Here is a 21,761-nt window from a genome sequence, read left to right as displayed (position 1 = left end):
TTAAACCTCCACCAGCTCAAAAGTATAGTCCTCAATGACCGTGTTGGTCAGCAATCTTTCACACATCTCATGCACCTGAGCCTCGGCGGCGGCACGGTCGGCGCCAGCTACGGTCACTTCCAGGTATTTACCGATGCGCACATCTTCCACATTCCCATACCCCAGTGAGCCTAAAGCCTTCTCCACTGCCTGCCCCTGCGGATCAAGGACGCTCTGTTTTAAGAGCACCTTGATTTCTGCTTTCCACATTAATTTTTTCCTCCCGTCAGTCTGCTCAAGATTTCTTCGTAAGCTTTTTCCACATTGCCTAAATCCCGGCGAAACCGGTCTTTATCCAGCTTTTCCATGGTGTTGGCATCCCAGAACCGACAGGTGTCGGGAGAAATCTCATCCCCTAACAGCACCTCTCCGTTAAACAAGCCAAACTCCAGCTTCATATCAGCCAGAATAATATCCCGCTTTGCCAGGTACTTAACTAAAATTTCATTTATCTGCAGAGCCTGCTCTGCTATTTGCTGCAGCTCTTCTTTTGTAGCCAGCTTTAAGGCGTAAATATGGTATTCATTAATAAGGGGGTCATGTAATTCGTCATTCTTATAGTAAAACTCCAGAACGGGACGGGATAACTCTACCCCCTCATCCAGACCCAGCCTTTTGGAGAGACTGCCGGCAACCCGGTTACGGGCCACCACTTCCACCTTAATAATCTGCAGCTTTTTAACCAGCATCTCCCGCTCTGAAAGATGACGGACAAAATGGCTGGGGACGCCCTGTTCTGCCAGCAGCTCAAAAAAATGGGCAGCAATTTTATTGTTTAAGATACCTTTATTAGCAATGCGGCCCTTCTTTTCACCGTCAAAAGCGGTGGCATCATCCTTGTATTCCACCAGCACCAAATCCGGATCCGCCGTGGCATAAATCCTTTTTGCTTTACCCTCATAGAGAAAGGCCTGCCGTTCCACCTTATCTGCCCCCTTCTTGCGAATCGCCCTCTTCATACTCGGCCCGGGTGTGGGCCTCCATCAACCTGGCCGTCAGTGAAGCGCCGCCCACATAGAAAATCATCATAATCACCAGGTAAATTACCGGCATGACCACATCGGGTAGTATGTCGTACAGAGCCAGCAATGTTACCAGCACCATAACAGACAAAAAGCCAAATAACTGAGATAAAATCAGGGGCATCATCCGGCATGATTTTTTATAACCCAGATAAAAAATGGCACCCAACAACAAAAAGACAGGTATTGATGCTATAAACCAAATTTCCAGTCCGGTAAACCGCTCCATTTATATCCCCACCTTTTTAAAAATGTCATCCACCTGCCGCAGATGGTAGGTCGGATCAAAACAGTCCGCCAGGCCCTGTGGCGTCAGCGTCCCCACAATGTGCTCATCTGTGGCCAGCAACTCCTGAAACGGAAGCTGTTTTTCCCAGGCGCGCATGGCGTACTTTTGCACCAAATCATAGGCCGCTTCCCGCTTCATCCCTTTCTCAATCAATGTTAAAAGCACTTTCTGAGAAAAGGTCAAACCCAGAGTACGCTCCATGTTCCGCTTCATATTCTCCGGATAAACACGCAAATCACCAATGATGCGGATCATGCTGTTTAGCATGTAGTTAATCAATATGGTACTGTCGGGTACCACCACCCGCTCCGCCGAGGAATGGGAAATGTCCCGTTCATGCCACAACGGCATATTTTCCAGGGAAACCAGCGCATTGCCCCGCATGATGCGGCTCAATCCGGTGATTTGTTCACAACTGACGGGATTTCGTTTGTGAGGCATAGCCGAGGAACCTTTCTGTCCCTGATAAAACGGCTCTTCCGCTTCCCGGGTTTCTGTTTTCTGTAGCCCCCGGATCTCGGTGGCCAGCTTATCCAGTGTGCCGGCCACTATGGCCAGGGTGGTCAGATACTCGGCATGGCGGTCCCGCTGCAAAATCTGGGTGGAAACCGGCGCCGGCGTCAGGCCCATCTTTTCACAGACATAGCGCTCCACAAAGGGGTCGATATTGGCATATGTGCCCACCGCACCGGAGAGCTTGCCAAAGGCAATATTGTCCCGGGCCCGCTCCATTCGAATTAGGTTACGCTCCATTTCCGCCACAAACAGAGCCAGTTTAAGGCCGAAAGTGGTGGGCTCGGCGTGCACACCATGGGTACGGCCCATCATCAGGGTATACTTATGCTCCCTGGCTTTTTCTTTAAGTACGGCAATTAAGCTCTTCATATCCTTAAGAATAATTTCCGCCGCTTCCTTCATCAGTGCCGCCAGGGCTGTATCCACCACATCGGAAGACGTGAGCCCGTAATGAACGTACTTGGACTCTTCGCCCAGGCTCTCAGAAACGCAGCGGGTAAAAGCCACCACATCGTGGCGGGTGCTGGCCTCAATTTCCAGAATACGGTCAACGCTGAAAGTGGCCTTCTGTCGGATTGCCTCCACCGCTTCTTTGGGAATCACACCTAACTCTGCCCACGCTTCGCAGGCATATATTTCCAGTTCCAGCCATTTTTTAAATTTATTCTCCAGTGTCCAGACAGCCGCCATTTCCGGCCGGGTATAACGTTCAATCAAACCAGTCACCTCTAAGATAACAAATTTTTTGTATTCTGTTATTAATTATCCCTTATTCTTCTCCATTTTGGCAAGATATGCCTGCCAGCCTTGCTGTTCCAGTTGTGCGGCTTTTTCTTCCACCATATGCTGCAAATCTTTTTTGTACTGCCGCATTTTTTCCCGCAGGCCATAATCGGTGCCGCCCAGAATCTGCAGCGCCAGCAAACCGGCATTTTTTGCGCCGTTGATGGCCACCGTGGCCACCGGCACACCAGGCGGCATCTGTACAATGGAATAGAGTGAATCCACCCCATCCAAAGTCCGGCTTTTAACCGGCACGCCAATCACCGGCAACTCCGTAACACTGGCCACCATACCCGGCAGGTGCGCCGCACCGCCGGCGCCGGCGATTATAACCTGTATGCCACGCTCTGCCGCTTCGGCAGAGTATTTAAAAAGCCGCTGTGGTGTCCGATGCGCTGAAACCACCGTTAGTTCGTAGTCAACATCAAACTCATCCAGCACCTCCGCTGCCGTACTCATTACCGGCAGGTCCGAATCGCTGCCCATAATAATTCCCACCACTGGTTTAGCCATTTAGACATCCTCCTTTTGAGCCACCACTTTTAAAGCATGAGAGGCCAAAGCAGCAGTCTTCTCCACCTCAGCCAATGATTTACCGGTTACAGTTACATGGCCCATCTTGCGCTTTGGTGCGGTCTGTTTTTTACCATACAGATGCAAGTGAACTCCGGGCAAGGATAAAGCCTCGGCACAGCCCACAAGCATGGCGGGGCCAAAGTGGCCGTCCTCTCCCAACAGATTAATCATCACCGCAGGGGTCAGCAAATCGGTGGCGCCAAGCGGCAAACCGCAAATGGCCCGTACCTGTTGCTCAAACTGGGAGGTGATGCAGGATTCAATGGTATAATGCCCCGAATTGTGCGGCCGTGGTGCCACTTCATTGACCAGCACCTCACCCTCTTTGGTGACAAACATCTCCACACAAAAGACACCCACACTGCCAAACAAACTCATCACATCTTCGGCCACCGCCCGGGCCCGGGCCGCCACCGCATCATCAACCTGTGCCGGCACAATACTGCGCCGCAGGATATTTTCTTCATGTTCATTTTCACTCAACGGATAGCTTTTTATGTCTCCGTTGACACTGCGTGCCACCATAACCGACACTTCACAGGTAAACGGCACAAAGGCCTCCGCCATCAGCTCACAGTCACCCAGCGAGGTGAGCGCGTCCGCCAGCTCGCCTTCAGAGGCCACCAGCGCGTTTCCCTTACCGTCATACCCGCCGGTACAGGCTTTTAACAGAAACGGATATCCGTACTTTTCTCCCGCTTCCTTAGCCTGGGCATATCCCGCCACAGGCATAAACGGCGCCACCGCAATATCGGCCTGCGCCAACGCTTCTTTCTGGGTTAGTTTATTTTGAATGACACGCAGGGTCTGCGGCGCCGGATAGACCGGTTGACCGCCCTCTTCCAAAGCAATTAACGCTGCGCTGTCAATATGTTCAAATTCATAAGTAATTACATCCGCGTCCGCGGCTAACTGCCGGATGGCTTGGCCGTCATGGAAATCGGCGGTGATCTGCCGGTCTGCCACCTGGGCTGCCGGGCTGGCAGAAGTGGGATCCAGCACCGTCACATGAAATCCCATTTGCTTGGCGGCCATCGTCATCATTTTACCCAACTGCCCACCGCCCACAACGGCGATACGCAGAGGTGGATTTTGCATAATTCTGTCCAACATGGTCATAACCCCTCTAAAGGAGGAACAGGGGCCGTATCGGCCCCTATCCCAAAATAATTTACATCACAAAATGTATCAGCGAAATTACAGCAAGGATATATACAAACCAGTGCACTTCTTTGCCCCGGCCTGCAAACAACTTTACAATGGGATATACCAGAAAACCTGCGGCGATACCGTCGGCAATGGAGAAAGCAAAGGGCATAAAGGCGATGGTTACAAAAGCGGGAAGCGCTTCTGTAAAGTCTTCGAAATCAATATGGGTTACCGCGCCCATCATCAGCACACCCACAATCACCAGAGCGGGAGCTGTGGCCTGGGTGGGGATAATGCCTGCCAGCGGAGTGAAAAACAGTGCCAGCAAAAAGAGCACACCGGTTACCACAGAGGTCAGACCGGTCCGGCCGCCTTCGGAAATACCGGCGGTGGATTCCACATAAGTGGTGACAGTACTTGTGCCCATTAAAGCACCGCCTGCAGTACCCACAGCATCAACAATCATGGCATTTTTAACTTTGGGCAGGCAGCCGTCCTTGTCCAGGTAACCGGCACGGGCACCGGTACCCATCAGTGTACCCATGGTATCAAAAAGGTCCACAAACACCAGCGCAAAAATAACCATAAAGCCCAGGTTCAGCGCTCCGGCAAAGTCCAGCTCAAATGCAATGGGAGCTATGCTGGCAGGGGCACCAACAATATCTCCCACACTGGCAGGAGTGCTGGTTACACCTGTAAACATACCAATAATGGTGGTAAGAAGAATACCCAGCAAAATTGCACCTTTAACTTTAAGCGACATTAACACTGCGATAATCAGGATGCCGATGGCGGCCAGTGCAGGGCCGGGATCCGTTAAGTTACCCAGCGACACCAAGGTTGCCGGGCTGCCCACAATAATGCCGGCGTTCTTTAAACCAATCAAAGCAATAAATAACCCGATACCGGCAGCAACCGCTCTTTTTAAGCTGGTTGGCACCGCTTTGTCAATCTGTTCGATAATCCCAAAGATAGCAAGAACAAAAAATACGATTCCGGAAATCAAAACTGCGCCCAGGGCAGCCTGCCACCCATGCTCAGGGGCGACGGTGAAAGCAAAAAAGGCATTCAGGCCCATTCCGGATGCCAGGGCAAAGGGATAATTGGTAACAAGGCCCATTAAAATTGTGCTCAGCGCCGCAGCCAAAATAGTGGCGGTAACAATGGCGGCCACATAAGGATCATTGGCTGCAGTAAACTCCAGCGCTCCGTCAAAGAGAGCTCCGGCCTGGTTCATACCGCCCTGACGAAGCAGATCCGGGTTAACAAAAATGATGTAGGCCATGGTCATAAAGGTTGTAATACCGGCAATAATTTCTGTTTTAGCATTGGTACCGTGTTCTTTTAGTTTAAAAAACTTTTCCATTTCTTCAATAGCCTCCCTACTGGTTAATTTTCTCTGTATAACCTAAACTGCCAAAGCTTGTCCCGCTGCCTCTCACCTCCCACCGCAAAATTGCACCACGGGAAAGCAGTGCCGGAGCATTCCAGCACCAAGCAAACACACCATGCACCGGTTATACTGCCAAAACAAGGCAAGAAGGCAGCAACCAAAAAGCCCAGACGGGTAGGTTGGTCGAGTGAAACCTACCCGTCTGGGCTTTTATCCCTCCGGTGTAGCACATTGTGCCTGCGCCACTTGGACCTGCCCGCTTGCGCGGCGGAACCCTAGGCGCACTTTCCCCCGTAGTCAGATAATTTACGGTTATCTGGTAGAGACTATCAGGCCATATTCCTGAAATTATACGAGCGCTATTGAATTACTTTTAGACTACCAGATTCGACATAACCTGTCAATACTAAATAGGGGAGGCCACTCGATATAATTTTACTCCCACTCAATGGTGGAAGGGGGTTTTGATGTAATATCGTAAACCATGCGGTTAACGTGGGGCACTTCATTGACAACGCGGTTGGAAATGCGGGCCAGCACATCATGGGGGAATGGGTACCAGTCGGCGGTCATGCCGTCATGGCTGGTTACGGCCCGCAGCCCGATGGTATAAGCATAAGTCCGGCTGTCGCCCATCACACCTACAGACTTCATATTAGGAAGAATGGCAAATGCCTGCCAGATTTCCCGGTACAGGCCGGCCTTTTTAATCTCCTCTATAACAATGGCATCCGCCTCCCGCAGAATATCAAGCTTCTCGCCGGTGACATCACCCAGCACCCGGATAGCAAGGCCCGGCCCCGGGAAAGGATGGCGCCAGACCACATCATGGGGCATACCTAACTCCTCTCCCACTTTGCGGACTTCATCCTTAAACAGATGGTTCAACGGCTCAATAAGCTTAAACTTCATATCTTCAGGGAGTCCGCCCACATTGTGGTGAGACTTAATCAGAGCTGCAGTTTCAGTACCGCTTTCAATTACGTCAGTATACAGTGTACCCTGAACCAGATAATCTATTTGCGCAATTTTTGCTGCTTCCCGCTCAAAGACGCGGATAAACTCGTTGCCAATGATTTTTCGCTTCTCTTCCGGATCGGTGACCCCGGCCAGTTTGCCCAGGAAATTATCCTGCTCATCTGCTTTTATTACCTTCATGTTAAAATCTCCGGAGAAAGTCTCCATCACCTGCTCTGCTTCGTTTTTGCGCAAAAGGCCATGGTCCACAAAAATACAGGTCAGGCGGTCTCCGATGGCTTTGTGTACCAAAACAGCAGCCACCGACGAATCAACCCCGCCGGAGAGTCCGCAAACAACCTGTTCGTCCTCGCCCACCGTCTCCCGAATCTGCCGCACCGTTTCTTCAATGAAGGACTCCATGGTCCAGTCGCCGGAAAAGCCTGCTATATTAAACAGGAAGTTTTTCAGCATGTCCATGCCGCGCGGTGTATGCACCACCTCCGGGTGGAACTGAACCGCATACATGCGGCGTGTGGCATCGGCCATGGCCGCCACCGGCGTATTTTCTGTGGAGGCGGTTACTGTAAATCCGGGCGGGGCCTGATCCACATAATCGCCGTGACTCATCCACACGGTGGTTTCCTTTTCAATCTCCTGGAAGATATCGGCATCATCCAAAATCCGGATATCGGTCTTACCATATTCCCGCCGGCCCGCCGGCTTTACCACTCCGCCCAGGTCTTTGGCCATCAACTGCATGCCGTAGCAAATTCCCATGATGGGCAGTCCCATCTGATAAATTCTTGGGTCTGTGGCCGGCGCTTTCTCCCCGTAGACACTAAAAGCCCCACCGGAAAAGATAAGGGCTTTGGGCTTTAGAGATTCCACCCGTTCCAGCTTGGCAGTATAGGGCAGTATCTCACAATATACATTTAGCTCCCGGATCCTGCGGGCAATTAGCTGCGTATATTGACCACCAAAATCCAGAATCACCACCATTTCCTGATCCAAAATCCTCCACCTCCAGATAGTTATCATTCTTTTTTACCTTGTGCTTTCCCTGCCGGCATAACCTTAACGCAATAATTGGTTAATAATCACAAGACTCCGGGGATGGTTCTCAAAGTCTCATCTCGCCCTACATCTTGTGGTTAAGACAATATACTTTGCCAAAAAGGCAATGCTTTAACCTGCTTGATAAGTTTGAAGCTAAATTCCAGAAACACTCCCACAAGCAGAGCAAAAAGCACTGTCCCCAGGCCCAGCGGGCCGCCCAGAAAATAGCCGATAATGGCCACCAGAACTTCCAGAGCTGTACGGACCGTGCCCACACGCAGCTTTGTCATCCGGGTAAGACCCAACATCAAACTGTCCCGGGGACCGGCACCACGGTTGCCGCTGATATACAGCGCGGTTCCCAGACTAAAGATGGCAATACCAAAAACGTAGCTAATCAGCTTCAGCCATAATGTTGCCGGCTGGGGGATATAGCTCAGACTGTTCACCAGATCTACAAACAAACCAATGAAAAACATATTCAGCAGGGTGGACACCTGTGGCCGAACACGCAGCAACCAGCTTAAAAGCACCACCATGAGACCTATCAGCTGAATGACCCTGCCTACGGTAAGCCCTGTGCGAGCGGCTATGCCCACATGCAGCACATCCCAGGGTGAAACCCCCAGGTGGGCCCGTAATAAAAAGACCACCCCGTTAGCCATTAAAAAAAGGCCAAACAGAATCCATGTATAGCGAAGCAGTGTTTTGACTTTCTTGCTCATTTTAACCATCCCTTTTAAATTAATGCTAATAAAGAATATAATACACGCCACGGGCACTTTTGAAAAGGGAAAAAAAAGAAATCAGAACAGGCTGACTCTTTAATCCTGATTATGTATATCCTTTTCTCCGCATTGGGGTCGGTCCAATTTGCGGGAAATGTCTTTTAAGGTGGTGTCAATGGACTGTATTTTTAACAACACCCAAATAGCATGTTATTCTTTTTTCCTAACCTTGTAGCGAATAACTGTTTTGCGTTTTTCAGAAGCTGTGCGGCGGTGATCCCCCAGGTATATTTCATGGTGGCAGCCTGTGGGCTCATAGCCCTGCTCCTGTGCAAAACGGTAAATGGTGTCAACCACAGTAGCCTTTCCACTATTGAAGCCAATATGCAGAATCTGGGCCGACAATCCTTCGGCATAACGATCCAGCCGAACATCTTCTAATAGAGGTACTTTTTTCTTTGCCACCGCTTCCCGGGCTTCCAAAAACAACTCCGGTGTAACAAAGTCAGGCTGCATAATCATCAGCGTCCACTGGAAGGCATCCCGGTTTTGTGGATCAAGGGGCGCTCCATCCCGTGTCTGCCATAACCCTTCCAGAGGCATAACCTTGTAATCCACCGCAGCCCTACCCTGTTTAACCATAAATCTGAGGCGATGGGACAGGCTGTAGAGCGCTTTCACCGCCTGCCTGAACCGGGGCGCAGTGTTGGGGTCACCCTCTCCGTCTATCATCAAAAAACCCATCCTGGGCACATTCACCAGCTTGACCTTTTTTGCCGACGGCCTGTATAGCTCTTTCAGCTCCTTGGTCAGATCCAGTTTCACCATCTTCTGCTACCACCTTTGCTGCAACTAGGCTCAATACTTAATATATTTTCTACGCCTCAAGGTTAAATCCCTAGAAAACTTCTAAAATTTATCTTATTATTATAAATTTAATAATCATTTTAATCCTACCACAATCCTATTAACCATAGCGTTTCTCTGCCATCCACAATTTCACCTCCTTCTTTTGAGTATTTAACATAGCTTAACGATATACCTGCTTCTGGATATGCCGGCAAACAAATTAAGAGCGCCTGCATTTGCAGGCGCTCTTGAGTGTTGTCTTAACTTACATGGGGGGCATTTGCGGCATAGCGGGTGCTCCGCCACCGTTTTCATCGGGCAGGTCGGTAACAACAGCCTCGGTGGTAAGGAACATAGCAGAGATGCTGGCCGCATTCTGCAGAGCAGAACGGGTAACTTTGGCCGGATCCACGATACCGGCATCAATCATGTTTACGTATACGCCTGTGGCGGCGTTGTAGCCCACTCCGGGAGCTTCCGTCTTCAGTTTTTCCACGATTACGGAACCTTCCAGGCCGGCGTTATGAGCAATCTGGCGTACCGGCTCTTCCAAAGCACGGGTAATGATGCTTACACCTGTGGCTTCGTCGCCTTCGGCATCTACCTTCTCCAATGCACCCAGTGCATTGATGTAGGCTGTGCCGCCGCCGGATACAATACCTTCTTCAACGGCTGCACGGGTAGCAGACAGGGCGTCTTCAATTCGCAGCTTCTTCTCTTTCATTTCCACTTCCGTTGCCGCACCAACTTCGATGACGGCTACGCCGCCGGCCAGCTTGGCCAGACGTTCCTGCAGCTTTTCTTTATCAAACTCAGAGGTGCTCTCTTCAATCTGAGCGCGGATCTGAGCAACACGCTTCTGGATTTCCGCCGGTTCACCGGAGCCGTCCACCAGAACCGTTTCTTCCTTGGTTACACGAACCTGACGGGCACGGCCCAGCATTTCCATATCCACATTCTTCATTTCAATGCCCAGTTCCTCGGATACTACAGTACCACCGGTTAAGATGGCAACGTCCTGCAGCATGGCTTTGCGACGATCACCAAAGCCGGGAGCTTTAACGGCAACACAGTTAAAGGTGCCACGCAGCTTGTTAACCACCAGAGTGGCCAGCGCTTCGCCTTCCACATCTTCTGCAATAAGCAGTAAGGGCTTGCCGGACTGAACAACTTTCTCCAGTACGGGAAGTACTTCCTGGATGTTGCCGATTTTGCGATCGGTCATCAGGATGTAGGGCTCATCCAGAACTGCTTCCATTTTTTCATGGTCGGTAACCATGTAGGGAGAAATGTAACCACGGTCAAACTGCATACCTTCCACCACATTGAGATCGGTGGTAAAGCCTTTGGATTCTTCCACGGTGATAACGCCATCTTTACCAACTTTTTCCATGGCTTCGGCAATCAGGCCGCCGATTTCTTTATCGTCGGCAGAAATGGCAGCTACCTGAGCGATGGCTTCCTTGGTTTCCACAGGCTTGGACTGAGTTTTAATTTCCTCCACAGCCACTTTAACAGCCTTCTCGATACCGCGTTTGATGGCCATGGGATTGGCACCGGCGGTAACGTTCTTAATTCCTTCACGAATGATGGCCTGGGCCAACAGGGTAGCGGTGGTGGTACCGTCACCGGCAATATCCTGAGTTTTGGTGGCAACTTCCTTAACCAACTGCGCACCCAAATTTTCAAATGCATCTTCCAGTTCGATTTCACGGGCAATGGTAACACCGTCGTTAGTAATCAGGGGAGCACCGAACTTCTTGTCCAACACCACGTTGCGGCCTTTGGGCCCTAAGGTTACCTTAACGGTGTCTGCCAGTTGATTAACGCCACTTTCCAGCGCACGACGGGCTTCTTCGCGAAACTTAATATCTTTGGCCATGTTATCTCTGCCTCCTTATAATAATTAGCGTATTAGTTTGCTCTAAGTATGGGTTAAGCCAGCTTGCCCAGGATATCATCCTGACGCATGATTAAGTATTCCTCGCCATCAACTTTGATTTCTGTGCCGGCATACTTGGAAAACAGGACACGGTCTCCCACTTTTACATCCATTTCCACACGGGTGCCATTTTCCAGGATGCGACCGCCGCCGGCGGCGACAACTTCGCCTTCCTGGGGCTTTTCCTTGGCCTTCTCAGGCAGAACCAAGCCGCTGGCTGTCTTCTCTTCAGCCTCCATCACCTTAATGACTACTCGATCTGCTAGGGGTTTAATGTTCATGAAATAACCTCCTTTTATGGTTGATATATTGTTGTTAGCACTCACCGATTGCGAGTGCTAATCGATCACAATAGTAATGGTATATAAATTTTTCCCGGAACGCAACTTCTGCCAGAGAAAAATTTATGCAAATATGCTTATTTATCCTTAATTTACGCAAAATACGCACGTTTTTCTTCCATTCTCTAATTTTTCCTGCTTTCACCTTCAACAGATGTTATTATATACCGGATAAAATTAATTATGCATCATTTTTACGCAGAGAAGCACATTCACTGGCCTCGCCACAAAGCACATGCACCGCATGGGGAATGGCGGGCAGAACAACGCCCAGATTCTCCCGTACCGCCCGGGGACTGCCGGGCAGATTAACAATTAAAGTCCGCCGCCGCAGGCCGCAAACTGCCCGGGAGAGCATGGCATGGGGTGTTTTTTGCAACCCAAAGGCCCGCATTGCTTCGGCTATGCCGGGCACCTGTTTTTCAATGACAGACAGGGTGGCTTCCGGCGTATTATCTCTGGGACTCAGCCCGGTACCGCCTGTGGTAAGCACCAAATTCACTTTATGCTCATCGGTATATTCCACCAACTTGTCTTTTAAAGTATTATAGTCATCGGGCACCACATCGTAGGCCACCACCTCACCGCCGGCTTCTGCAATCATTTCATGGATTACGCGCCCACTTTCATCCTCCCGCTCGCCGCGGGAACCCTTATCGCTGGCAGTTAGCACTGCTACACTAAACTGTTTCATGCCGTCACTCTCCCTGATAAGCAATTTCACCCGTTTTGTCGGTATGATACCCGTCCAGCCCGTCCACCGTCTGTTTAAATTCAGTGGAGCGCGCCACTTCCAACAGTTTGATCACGTTCTCATCCTGGAGAGAAGCCTGAGGAATGGCCAGATCGTAGCGCTCTTTGGCCAACGGTATAAAGTCCAGACCCAATGATTTGGCTGCCGCCGCCACACCTAAACCGGTATCGGCGGAACCGGCGGCCACCGCCGCCGCCACCGACAGATGGGTGTATTCTTCACGGTCATAACCGGAAATGGCCTCGGCGGAAATCCCTTTCTCCTTTAAACGGGCATCCAATAGTAAACGGGTACCGGCACCTCGCTGCCGGTTAACAAAAGAAACATCGGGTCGTGTCAGATCCTCAATATCGGCAATCCCTTTGGGGTTGCCCGCCGGGACCATTAAACCCTGCTCCCGCTCCACCAGGGTTACCAGCGTCACCGGCACATCCGGCAAAAACTGCTTAAGAAACGGTATATTATACTGACCGGTTTCCTCGTGCAGCAGATGCACTCCGGCCAAATGCGCTTCTTTGCGCCTCAGCGCCATAATCCCGCCGGTACTGCCCACATGGGCTGAGGACAGTGTATGGCCTGGGTATGTCCGGCTCAACAAGTCTCCCAGAATATCCAGTGTCAGGTCATGGCTGCCAATACAAACCACGGTACGGTCAATATGGTCCGGCGCCCTTAAAAGCTCCACATCCACTTCCTCGCCGGCCACCAACCCTTCCTTTTGCTGCGGAATCCGCACAATACCGTCGGCCCGCACCAGTGAAGTTATCACCCCGGAGCCTCGGGACAGCGGGGTGGCCACATAGCGCTCACCCACCCGTCCCACCTTGACCCGCACCCACTCTTCCGCAGATAAAGGAGATGTCACCTGGCGGGAAAATACCGAACGCAGCGTGGGACGGGCCGGCTCAGCCAAACCCTGTAAACGATATAAAAGGGGCTTTAAGAATATTTCCAGCGCCACCACCGCCGATACCGGATAGCCGGGCACGCCAATAACCGGTGTTTTCTCCACTACGCCGAGAATCACCGGCTTTCCGGGGCGTACTGCCACGCCATGTACCAGTACCTCCCCCAGTTGGGCCACCACATCCGCCGTATAGTCGCGGCGCCCGGCAGATGAGCCGGCATTAATTAAGACCACATCGCTGTTTTGGGCCGCATTTGCCACCGCCTCAAGTATCTGGTCAAAGTTGTCTCTGACGATATCATGCCTGAGGGGCTCACCGCCCCACTCAGACACCAGCGCACTAAACACGGTGGAATTATACTCAATTATCTGGCCCGGTCCGGGAGGAGTGCCCGGCGTGACCAGCTCGTTGCCGGTGGGAATCACGGTAACCTTAGGCTGCTTGCGCACCTCTACCTGGGTTATGCCGCCGGCCAGTAACGCACCGGCATCCACACCGCTCAAGCGGTGCCCTGCGGGCAAAAGCATCTCTGTAGCCACAATATCTTCACCTATTGGCCTCACATGCTGCCACGGTGCCACGGAGGCGGTAATTTCCACTTCCTCTGCAAACTCAGTGATATCCTCCGCCATAATCACCGCATCACAGCCTGCGGGGAGAGCATTACCTGTATCCACGGGAAAGGCCTGCTCATTTAGGCGCAGACGCTTCGGTGCTGTTTCGGCGGCCCCCACCGTATCCTGTGATCGCACAGCCACCCCATCCATGGCTGCGGCGTGATAATGGGGGGAAGAAATTTTGGCAAAAACAGCCTGAGCAGTAACCCTGCCCACCGCAGCGGTAACCTCCACGGTCTCGCCGGCTGTCTCCTGCCAGCCCTTTTGAAAAAACAAATTCAGTGCATCCTCGATGGAAGTATTATGTAGATAGCGTCTTCGTTTCTCTTTCACCTGGCTCACTCCAAATATTAAATTAACATTACTTCCACTGTATCGCCGGCCTCAATGCCCTCACTGTTTTGTGGAATCCGCAGCAGCGCATCGCCACGAACCACCGTGGAGATCAGGTTGGCCTGCCCAAGAATGGGACGGGCCCACAACTGCCCTTCCTGTTCATAAAGTGCGGCCCGAATATAATCTTCCCGGCCGCTGGCAGAAGAAAGATTACGCTCCGCTCTGGCGGTAATAACAGGGTTTCTCTCCACAGCGCCGGCCATCTGTAACAACAGCGGCCTGACAAACAGGAGAAAACCCACCATGGCGGATGTGGGGTTACCTGACAGGCCAAAATAAGGCTTGCCGTCCACCACACCAAAAATCAGCGGTTTTCCCGGGCGCATGGATACTCCGTGAAAAAGCACTCCCGGCTTGCCCAACTGGTCAATGCAGGATGCGGTATGATCACGGGTCCCTGCGGAGCTGCCGCCGGAGAGAATGACGCAATCATAGTCTCCGGTATTTTGCAGCGCATTTAGCAGTTCTTCTGCTGTGTCGGGAATAATTCCCAGGCGGCTCGGTTCAGCACCGCAGCGCTGTGCCCAGGCAGACAATAAGTAGGAATTAATATCTCTGATCTGTCCTTCTTTGGGCTCCATGTCCGGCATTACCAACTCATCACCGGTGGACAAGATAGCCACCCGCGGTTTTTGAGCCACATCAATCATCACCTGGCCCATGGCAGCCAGTGCTCCTATATCCTGCGGCCTGAGTATGTGTCCTGCAGGCAGGATAGTTTCCCCCGCCTTGATATCTTCACCGCGGGCGATGGTGTTTTCTCCCGGTGCCACCGCACGGTTTACTGCCAGGGTAGCCCCACCCAAATCTTCAGTATGTTCCACCATAACCACCGCATCAGAGCCTTCCGGCAACATGCCGCCGGTGGCAATACGCAGGGCTTGTCCTGCTGCCACAGCAGCAGGAGGGGCCTGCCCCATCATAACTTCCCCTGCCACATCGAAAAGCGCCGGCATAGACTCCGACGCTCCAAACGTATCTTTGGCCCTGACGGCATAGCCGTCCATGGTGGATCGGGGAAACGTGGGCAAATCATGCTGTGCTGCAACCGACCTTGCCAGAACCCGCTCCGTGGCATCCGGTAAGGGGACTGTGGTGCAATGGGTCTGTGCTGTAACAGCTGATAAGATTCTTTCTTTAGCATCTTTCACACTAAGTACGGTTAGCATATTGGTCTCCTAAAAGCAGCCTAGCTGGCAGCCTTTGATTTTGATTTTTTCCTCATCGCAAATTTGGCCAATTTGCCATAGCTTCACGTTGTGGTCGGCGGCAATCTGATAAGCGGTTTCGCAATGCAGCTTGCCGTCCTCCAGGTTATTTTTGATCAAACTAAGTAATTCCTGCTTTTCCATATGGCAGCACCTCGCTGTTATCTTACCACAATTTCAACAAAATTAACAATGCAGTCAACCCTTAATATTATACTCTTCCATTTTGCGATACAGAGTTGTCCTGCCTATCCCCAGCATCCTGGCGGCAGGGGCAATTTTTCCCTTTGTTTTATCCAGGGCTTCAAGAATCACCTGCCTGGTCTGCTTTTCCAAAAGAGAGCATGTATCTTCGGCCATGGTGGCACTGGCAACCTCCAATGGCAGATCATCTTCGCCAAGCACGTTGCCCTCCGCCAGGGCCACCATGCTTTCCACACAGTTTTGCAGCTCCCGTATGTTTCCGGGCCAGCCATAGGCCAACAACCTTTTGTACAGCGCATCGGAGACAGCCATTGCGCTACGCCCCTGTTCTGCACAGGCTTTATGTACGAAGTAGGGAACCAGGTCAAGTATATCCTCAGAGCGTTCACGCAGAGGAGGAATGTTCAGCGTCACCACTTTTAGCCTGTAGTATAAATCGAGACGGAACCGCCCTTCATCCACCAGCTTTTTTAAGTCCTGATTTGTAGCGGCAATTATCCGCGCGTTTACCTTGCGTGTTTTGGTATCGCCAATGCGGTAAATCTCTTTTTCCTGGAGAACACGCAGCAAGGTAGCCTGGACATTGTGGGGCATATCCCCCACCTCATCCAAAAAAATGGTCCCGTTCTGAGCCATCTCGAACTTGCCCGGCTGTCCGCCCTTTTTTGCTCCGGTAAAGGAACCATCGGCATAGCCGAACAGCTCACTTTCAATCAGTGTTTGTGGAATTGCAGCACAATTTAAGGCCACAAACGGGCCGCGGTGGCGCGGACTCATTTGATGAACATAACGGGCCATCACTTCCTTGCCGGTACCGCTTTCCCCCTGAATCAGCACAGTGGACAAGGTGGAAGCAGCCTTGGCACCATTTTGAAATGATTTTTTTGTCTCCTCGCTGCGCCCCAGCCAAAATGTTTGCTCTTTTTGCTGCAATGTGGGCTGCAGCACCCCCACAGCTCCAAGAAAATCGCCCTTCTCATCTTTTACCTGATTGAAACTTGACTGCAGAGGAGTCCCGGATTCAGACACCGGCAGTTTCTGTCCCTCTCCATAAAAAGCAACATTGGTCTTTGATTCAAAAACTTCGGCAGCGGGCCGTCCCAACACATCTTCCCGGCGCTTGCCCAGCATATAAACCCCGGCATCGTTAATTTCGGTAATTTCGCCGCGGTTATTAATGGTAACAAAGCCGTCCCTGAGCATCTGGGAGGCCATCTTAATCCCTGCGCTGCAAAAACGGTAACTGTTCTGCAATTCGTTGACATGGAGGTTTTGCTCAATCATCCTGGTTCCCATCAGAACCAGTTCACAAAGGCGCTCATCGGTAATACCGCAGGCGCCGGAAATATCCAACACACCCAGCAGTTCTCCCCGGGCATCCTTAATGGGGGCCGCCCAACAATTGAGAAAATGGTTTTCCCGGACATAATGCTCCCAGCCAAGAACCTTCACAGCCTGGCGCTCCGACAATGCGGTACCGATGGCATTGGTTCCTTTAGCTTCTTCCCGCCAGTTGGCACCGGGAGACAGGGCAACTGTTTGCGCTTTGCTCAAAAAAGTGGGATGTCCCAGAGCCTTTAAAACATAACCGTCATGATCGCAAAGCAGTACAATGAACTCTCTTCCCTTAAGATAACGGATAAGAAACGGCAGTACATCCTTGGCTGCCTGCAGCAGTTCCTCATTCTCCTCGACCCTTTGCTGTAAAAGGTTCGCAGGCAAAAGATCATTGCGGGCCACTTGCTGAAAATCCAAGCGGTTTTCCCGGCATCGGTGCCAAGAGCGCAGTATCACAGAGTCAGGCTCTTCGTCAGTCTGCTCCCCGTTTACAAAACGTTGCCACAGCTTGGCCATTAGACGGTCCCTCCAATTAAAAGACATACTTCCTTACCAAAAAGCGGCTGAAAAGACAAACTGTTCTGAATTAACTTAGCCATTGTCAGAATATTTAGGTAGTATATATTGTAACATAAGGCAAGAATTCTTTCAATATATCTTACCTTAACACTGCCCGCCATACCTTAATCAGTTCTTACGGTGAGGTGAAAAAAATGCTGTTTTCTTGACATGGCCCGTTTCTTTTTAGGATAATATTTATAGCGAGGAGGGCGTTTTATGCCAAAGTACCGTCATCTCAAACGTTATCGCCAAATTGCCAACAGTGTGGTGCGCCACGGATTCGGCCACCTGCTTACCCACTTGGGCTATTCTCATTTACTGCCCTCGGTTCGCCGTGCCCGTAAAAGTGAAACAGCTTTACTTGAATATACCCGGGCTCAACGGCTGCGGATGCTCTTGGAGGATTTAGGCCCAACATTTGTCAAATTCGGGCAACTTCTTTCCACCAGGCCGGATTTACTGCCCCGCGATATTCTCGACGAGCTGACTAACCTGCAGGACCAGGTCCCCTCCTTTCCGTATTCAGAGGTAGAAGCAATTATTGTCAGGGAACTTGGCCGCCCTGTAGAAGAAGCATTCCACTCCTTTGAAAAAAAGCCCTTTGCCGCCGCCTCCATAGGCCAGGTTCACCGGGCTCTTCTTCATAACGGCCGACAGGTGGTGGTTAAAGTCCGCCGCCCCAATATTGTGCGCCAAATGAAAACGGACCTGGAAATTCTCCGGCAGGCAGCAAAAATTGCCGACCGCCGCACTCCCTGGGGCCGCATCTATAACTTTGAAGACATTGTCCAGGAAGTACAACGCTCGGTCCATGACGAGTTGGATTATCTTATTGAAGCTGAAAACGGAGAACGCATCAGGGAAAACCTCCACACCCAGGAAAACGTCATTATCCCCAAAATCTACTGGGATTTCACCACTTCCGCGGTATTAACCATGGAAATGGCAGACGGTATTAAACTGACCCATCCAGAAAAATTAAAAGAAGCCGGCCACGACCCGGAACAAATAGTCCGGGATCTGGTAGAAGTGATGTTTACCCAGATTTTCCAACACGGACTTTTTCACGCGGACCCGCATCCGGGCAACCTGGCCGTGGATAAAGACGGCAAGCTTATTTTTATGGACTTTGGCATTGTGGGCCGCCTGCGGGGAGAACGTAAACGGCAATTTATATTATTCTTACTGGGAACCATCAGCCATAATCCACGCCAGTTGGTTCGGGCCTTATCCGGCATGGGTGTACTGTCCCGCCGCATTGACCGCAAAGAATTGCTCCGTGATGCGGAGCGCCTGATGGATAAATATCTGGACACCCCGCTTAAACGCATTAATTTGGGGCAAGCGGTATCGGAGATATTTGCCCTGGCCTATGAGTACCATATCCGTATTCCGGCGGAATTTACTCTGCTTGGCAAAACCATCATGACTTTGGAAGGGGTCATTGAAGACCTGGACAAAGACCTGGTCCTCATTGAGCTATTGCGCCCCTATTCTAACCGGTTGATTCGGGAAAGGTTCTCCTACCGGCTAATCAAAGAAACTGCCTTTGAACAGTTTTTTGAAACCACCGATTTTGTATTTTCCCTGCCCCGCAGGCTAAACGATATGTTTGACCGGGTAGATACGGAAGGAATCCCCATACAACTCAACTACCCCGACATTGACCGGACCTTTCTCCACCTGGACCGCCTGGCCAACCGGCTTAGCTTCAGCATCGTCCTGTTGGCTTTTAGCATTATCATGGCCGGCCTGATTATCGGCTCAGGCCTGGTGGCCTCCATCACCGGCACGCCGCTTCTCTGGCGGATTCCCATCATTGAAATAGGATTTTTCCTGGCCAGCGCCATGGCCGGCTGGCTCTTCTGGGCCATCTACCGCAGCGGCAAACTCTAAACTCCAACGTGGACAGAGGGACAGGTGATTTTGTCTCACTAGATTCCTTTTCACCATACATAAAAAAGGCACGCTTATTCGGCTTCCTTAGCAGCTTCCCGAACTGCGAAGCGTTGTAATTTCCTCGCAGAACAAAAAAACCGCCGTTAGGCGGTCTTTTTATTTTAGTACCGGAAAAGTGGTGGAACCTTCAGGCATGATGTAGGCGGTATAATCATCCCCCAGCCACTCTTTGGCAATGGAGAGCGCCTCATCCAGATCTTTGGCCGGTGTCATCCCCATTTCTCTCACCTGCTGGTCGGGCAGGCCCGTTACGGCGATAAAACGGCTTTGCTGGGCCCAAAGCAGCTGGGTATAGCCCATAAAGCTGGCTATTTCGAAATCACAACGCAGGGCATCTTCCCGGGCTGCGTTGTCGGGATGGTCTGTACAGATGGTATAAAACAGGTCATTGCCGACACCTTCACACGATTCGGTCAAAAGAATGCCTACACCACCTTTTTTCAGTGCCGGCACCATATTATGGGTCGTTTTGTATGTCTGGTAAAAGTTTATGTCCTTGGGATAACCGCCACAGGAGGCAATCACCAAATCAGCCTGCCTGTCAATGGCCACGCCAAAGTATTCGTCCACAAGCGCAGCGCCTTTCTCATGGGCGGCCACCACATCCCCGGCTACGGCCAGGCCTATTTTATGTTCATCATTGGTAATAGTATTAACGATGAAATCCACGCCGACTTTTTTAATCGCCTGGATCATGTCGTCGGATAGTGGGTTGCCATCCATCTTTCCGGCACAGACATGGGGATTTAAGCCGGGGCCGTCGGGGTTTAGAGCCAGTCGATGGTTGGCCATAATTCCGTTATAATCTGCCACGCCGGGCATAATCGCTTTTTTACCGCCGCCATAACCCGCCAGAAAATGGTAAACAATACCGCCGGTGAGAATTACTCTGTCGGCTTCGGCCACTTCGCGGTTAATGCGCACCGGGGTACCATGGGTTGTGGTGCCATAATCCACCAGATTGTCAGCCTGGCATTTATGGTCCACCACTTTTACCCGGTTGTATGCTTCTTCGCCGATAATCTGAATATGCTCCTCCCGGCTTTGTTCCCGGTGGGCGCCTGTTGCAGAGACCACGGTGATGCTCTCATCGGGAATGCCGCTCTCGTTTAGTTCATCGAGAATCAGCGGCAGCAGGATATGATGGCGCACCCAAAGGCGCGTCATATCCCCCACAACGATGGCAGCGGTCTCTCCCGGTTTGCCAATTTCCCGCAGGCGGGGCGAACCAATGGGATTTTCCATGGCTTCTTTCACCAGTTGGGCTTCACTGGCCGGTGTTGGCAGTTCTTTTGGCCTGAGGACAGCCAGAATTTTTTCCGGCTCAAGGTTAAACTCATATTGAGTTTGACCGTATGCCAATGTGTACTTGCTCACATCTGCACCTCCTAATTTTAAGCTCAGATGCTGTTCTCTTCACGTTCTTCCTCATATGTGGTAATTTCTTTACGAACAAAACGCAGGTGTGCCCGCATTGCCTCCCGTGCTTCTTCCGAATCGCGTTCGGCAATGGCACGGTAAATCTCTTTGTGCTGCTGCAGCAGCTTCAGCTTATTCCCCGGGGTTTCAAAAAGCTTTTCCCTGCTGTGACGCATTGTTTCCACAATCAGGTCTGAGACGGTATTCATCAGGCGCAGTAGCACCTGATTGTCTGCCGCTTCCACAACGGCCAGGTGAAATGCTGCATCCGGCAGTTCGCCGATGGCACCGCTTAAAACATCTTGTTCCATTTCATCCAGGGCTGCTTTTATTTTATCCAACCCTTCAGGTGTAACTCGCCGGGCTGCCAAAGCCGCACTGCCTGCCTCCAGGATGGCACGAATCTCCAGGACTTCCAGGCTATTATTCTGGTAAAGCGTCATCATCAGTGCCAGCGGTTTAATCATGGAATCCAGGGGTTCCTGGCGGATAAAAGTACCCTCACCGGGTTTGCTCTCCAGGATTCCCATCATATCCAGCGCACTGAATGCTTCGCGGATGGATGCGCGGCTTACCTGCAGTTGTTCCGCCAGTTCGCGTTCAGAAATAAGCCGGTCTCCCGGCTTTAAAACTCCCTGCTTCACCAAATTTTTAATTTGCTCTAATACCTCTTCATAGACACGTTTCTGTTTAATTGGTTTAAACATAGACCTCTCCTGCTTTCTCTCGTATATACCCTTATTCTATCACAGCA

20 protein-coding genes and 1 riboswitch are annotated in these 21,761 nt (G+C 51.2%); of the genes, 1 reads left to right on the top strand and 19 read right to left on the bottom strand.

All coding sequences use genetic code 11. The features are described from left to right. From purS to DEALDRAFT_RS09085, 17 genes are all read right to left on the bottom strand, one after another. Positions 1-249: a phosphoribosylformylglycinamidine synthase subunit PurS gene (gene purS, locus DEALDRAFT_RS09160; protein ID WP_008516820.1), complete on the bottom strand. Its 249-nt coding sequence runs from the start codon at positions 247-249 to the stop codon at positions 1-3. Further along, the gene (gene purC, locus DEALDRAFT_RS09155; protein WP_008516818.1) at positions 249-962 is read right to left on the bottom strand and encodes a phosphoribosylaminoimidazolesuccinocarboxamide synthase; all 714 of its coding nucleotides are present in this window, start codon (positions 960-962) and stop codon (positions 249-251) included. The genes purS and purC overlap by 1 nt, the downstream gene beginning before the upstream one ends. Before the next feature lies 1 nt (position 963). After that, positions 964-1,290: a hypothetical protein gene (locus tag DEALDRAFT_RS09150; protein WP_008516816.1), complete on the bottom strand. Its 327-nt coding sequence runs from the start codon at positions 1,288-1,290 to the stop codon at positions 964-966. Continuing rightward, a complete protein-coding gene (purB, locus tag DEALDRAFT_RS09145) occupies positions 1,291-2,583 on the bottom strand; it encodes an adenylosuccinate lyase (protein ID WP_008516814.1) in 1,293 nt (430 codons plus the stop codon). Between the two features lie 45 nt (positions 2,584-2,628). Next, the gene (gene purE / locus DEALDRAFT_RS09140; RefSeq protein ID WP_008516811.1) at positions 2,629-3,162 is read right to left on the bottom strand and encodes a 5-(carboxyamino)imidazole ribonucleotide mutase; all 534 of its coding nucleotides are present in this window, start codon (positions 3,160-3,162) and stop codon (positions 2,629-2,631) included. Continuing rightward, positions 3,163-4,338: a 5-(carboxyamino)imidazole ribonucleotide synthase gene (purK, locus tag DEALDRAFT_RS09135; protein ID WP_008516809.1), complete on the bottom strand. Its 1,176-nt coding sequence runs from the start codon at positions 4,336-4,338 to the stop codon at positions 3,163-3,165. A gap of 58 nt (positions 4,339-4,396) precedes the next feature. Continuing rightward, a complete protein-coding gene (locus tag DEALDRAFT_RS09130; RefSeq protein WP_008516807.1) occupies positions 4,397-5,740 on the bottom strand; it encodes an NCS2 family permease in 1,344 nt (447 codons plus the stop codon). 301 nt (positions 5,741-6,041) lie between these two features. Then, positions 6,042-6,143, bottom strand: a riboswitch (purine riboswitch). A gap of 59 nt (positions 6,144-6,202) precedes the next feature. Then, a complete protein-coding gene (guaA, locus tag DEALDRAFT_RS09125) occupies positions 6,203-7,765 on the bottom strand; it encodes a glutamine-hydrolyzing GMP synthase (protein ID WP_050780801.1) in 1,563 nt (520 codons plus the stop codon). 113 nt (positions 7,766-7,878) lie between these two features. Then, entirely contained in the window at positions 7,879-8,508 is a 630-nt protein-coding gene (locus DEALDRAFT_RS09120) for a YczE/YyaS/YitT family protein (RefSeq protein ID WP_008516804.1), read from the bottom strand. A gap of 213 nt (positions 8,509-8,721) precedes the next feature. After that, the gene (locus DEALDRAFT_RS09115) at positions 8,722-9,339 is read right to left on the bottom strand and encodes a GyrI-like domain-containing protein (RefSeq protein ID WP_008516802.1); all 618 of its coding nucleotides are present in this window, start codon (positions 9,337-9,339) and stop codon (positions 8,722-8,724) included. Positions 9,340-9,625: 286 nt separating this feature from the next. After that, positions 9,626-11,242 (bottom strand): chaperonin GroEL, encoded by a 1,617-nt coding sequence (gene groL, locus DEALDRAFT_RS09110; RefSeq protein ID WP_008516800.1) that lies wholly within the window; start codon positions 11,240-11,242, stop codon positions 9,626-9,628. 53 nt (positions 11,243-11,295) lie between these two features. Further along, the gene (gene groES, locus DEALDRAFT_RS09105) at positions 11,296-11,583 is read right to left on the bottom strand and encodes a co-chaperone GroES (protein WP_008516799.1); all 288 of its coding nucleotides are present in this window, start codon (positions 11,581-11,583) and stop codon (positions 11,296-11,298) included. 241 nt (positions 11,584-11,824) lie between these two features. Then, positions 11,825-12,337, bottom strand: a complete 513-nt coding sequence (locus DEALDRAFT_RS09100; protein ID WP_008516797.1) for a MogA/MoaB family molybdenum cofactor biosynthesis protein — start codon at positions 12,335-12,337, stop codon at positions 11,825-11,827. 4 nt (positions 12,338-12,341) lie between these two features. Then, positions 12,342-14,255, bottom strand: coding sequence for a molybdopterin biosynthesis protein (locus tag DEALDRAFT_RS09095; RefSeq protein ID WP_008516795.1), 1,914 nt, complete (start codon positions 14,253-14,255; stop codon positions 12,342-12,344). Positions 14,256-14,272: 17 nt separating this feature from the next. Further along, entirely contained in the window at positions 14,273-15,487 is a 1,215-nt protein-coding gene (locus DEALDRAFT_RS09090) for a molybdopterin molybdotransferase MoeA (RefSeq protein WP_008516793.1), read from the bottom strand. A gap of 9 nt (positions 15,488-15,496) precedes the next feature. Continuing rightward, positions 15,497-15,670 carry a hypothetical protein gene (locus DEALDRAFT_RS16900; RefSeq protein WP_008516791.1) on the bottom strand — a complete coding sequence of 58 codons (174 nt, stop codon included), beginning with the start codon at positions 15,668-15,670 and terminating at the stop codon, positions 15,497-15,499. 54 nt (positions 15,671-15,724) lie between these two features. Then, the gene (locus DEALDRAFT_RS09085; RefSeq protein ID WP_008516790.1) at positions 15,725-17,584 is read right to left on the bottom strand and encodes a sigma-54-dependent Fis family transcriptional regulator; all 1,860 of its coding nucleotides are present in this window, start codon (positions 17,582-17,584) and stop codon (positions 15,725-15,727) included. A gap of 261 nt (positions 17,585-17,845) precedes the next feature. Between DEALDRAFT_RS09085 and DEALDRAFT_RS09080 the strand changes: the two genes are divergently transcribed. Then, entirely contained in the window at positions 17,846-19,525 is a 1,680-nt protein-coding gene (locus DEALDRAFT_RS09080) for an ABC1 kinase family protein (RefSeq protein WP_008516789.1), read from the top strand. A gap of 159 nt (positions 19,526-19,684) precedes the next feature. Here the strand turns inward: DEALDRAFT_RS09080 and larA are convergent, their stop codons facing one another. Together larA and DEALDRAFT_RS09070 are read right to left on the bottom strand one after the other, a co-directional pair. Continuing rightward, positions 19,685-20,965, bottom strand: coding sequence for a nickel-dependent lactate racemase (larA, locus tag DEALDRAFT_RS09075; RefSeq protein WP_008516788.1), 1,281 nt, complete (start codon positions 20,963-20,965; stop codon positions 19,685-19,687). Between the two features lie 23 nt (positions 20,966-20,988). Further along, positions 20,989-21,714 (bottom strand): FadR/GntR family transcriptional regulator, encoded by a 726-nt coding sequence (locus tag DEALDRAFT_RS09070; protein WP_008516787.1) that lies wholly within the window; start codon positions 21,712-21,714, stop codon positions 20,989-20,991. Positions 21,715-21,761: the final 47 nt, after the last annotated feature.

It is taken from the genome of Dethiobacter alkaliphilus AHT 1, from assembly GCF_000174415.1.
Taxonomy (GTDB): Bacteria; Bacillota; Dethiobacteria; order Dethiobacterales; family Dethiobacteraceae; genus Dethiobacter; species Dethiobacter alkaliphilus.
This window is presented reverse-complemented; position numbering and strand designations above follow the sequence as displayed.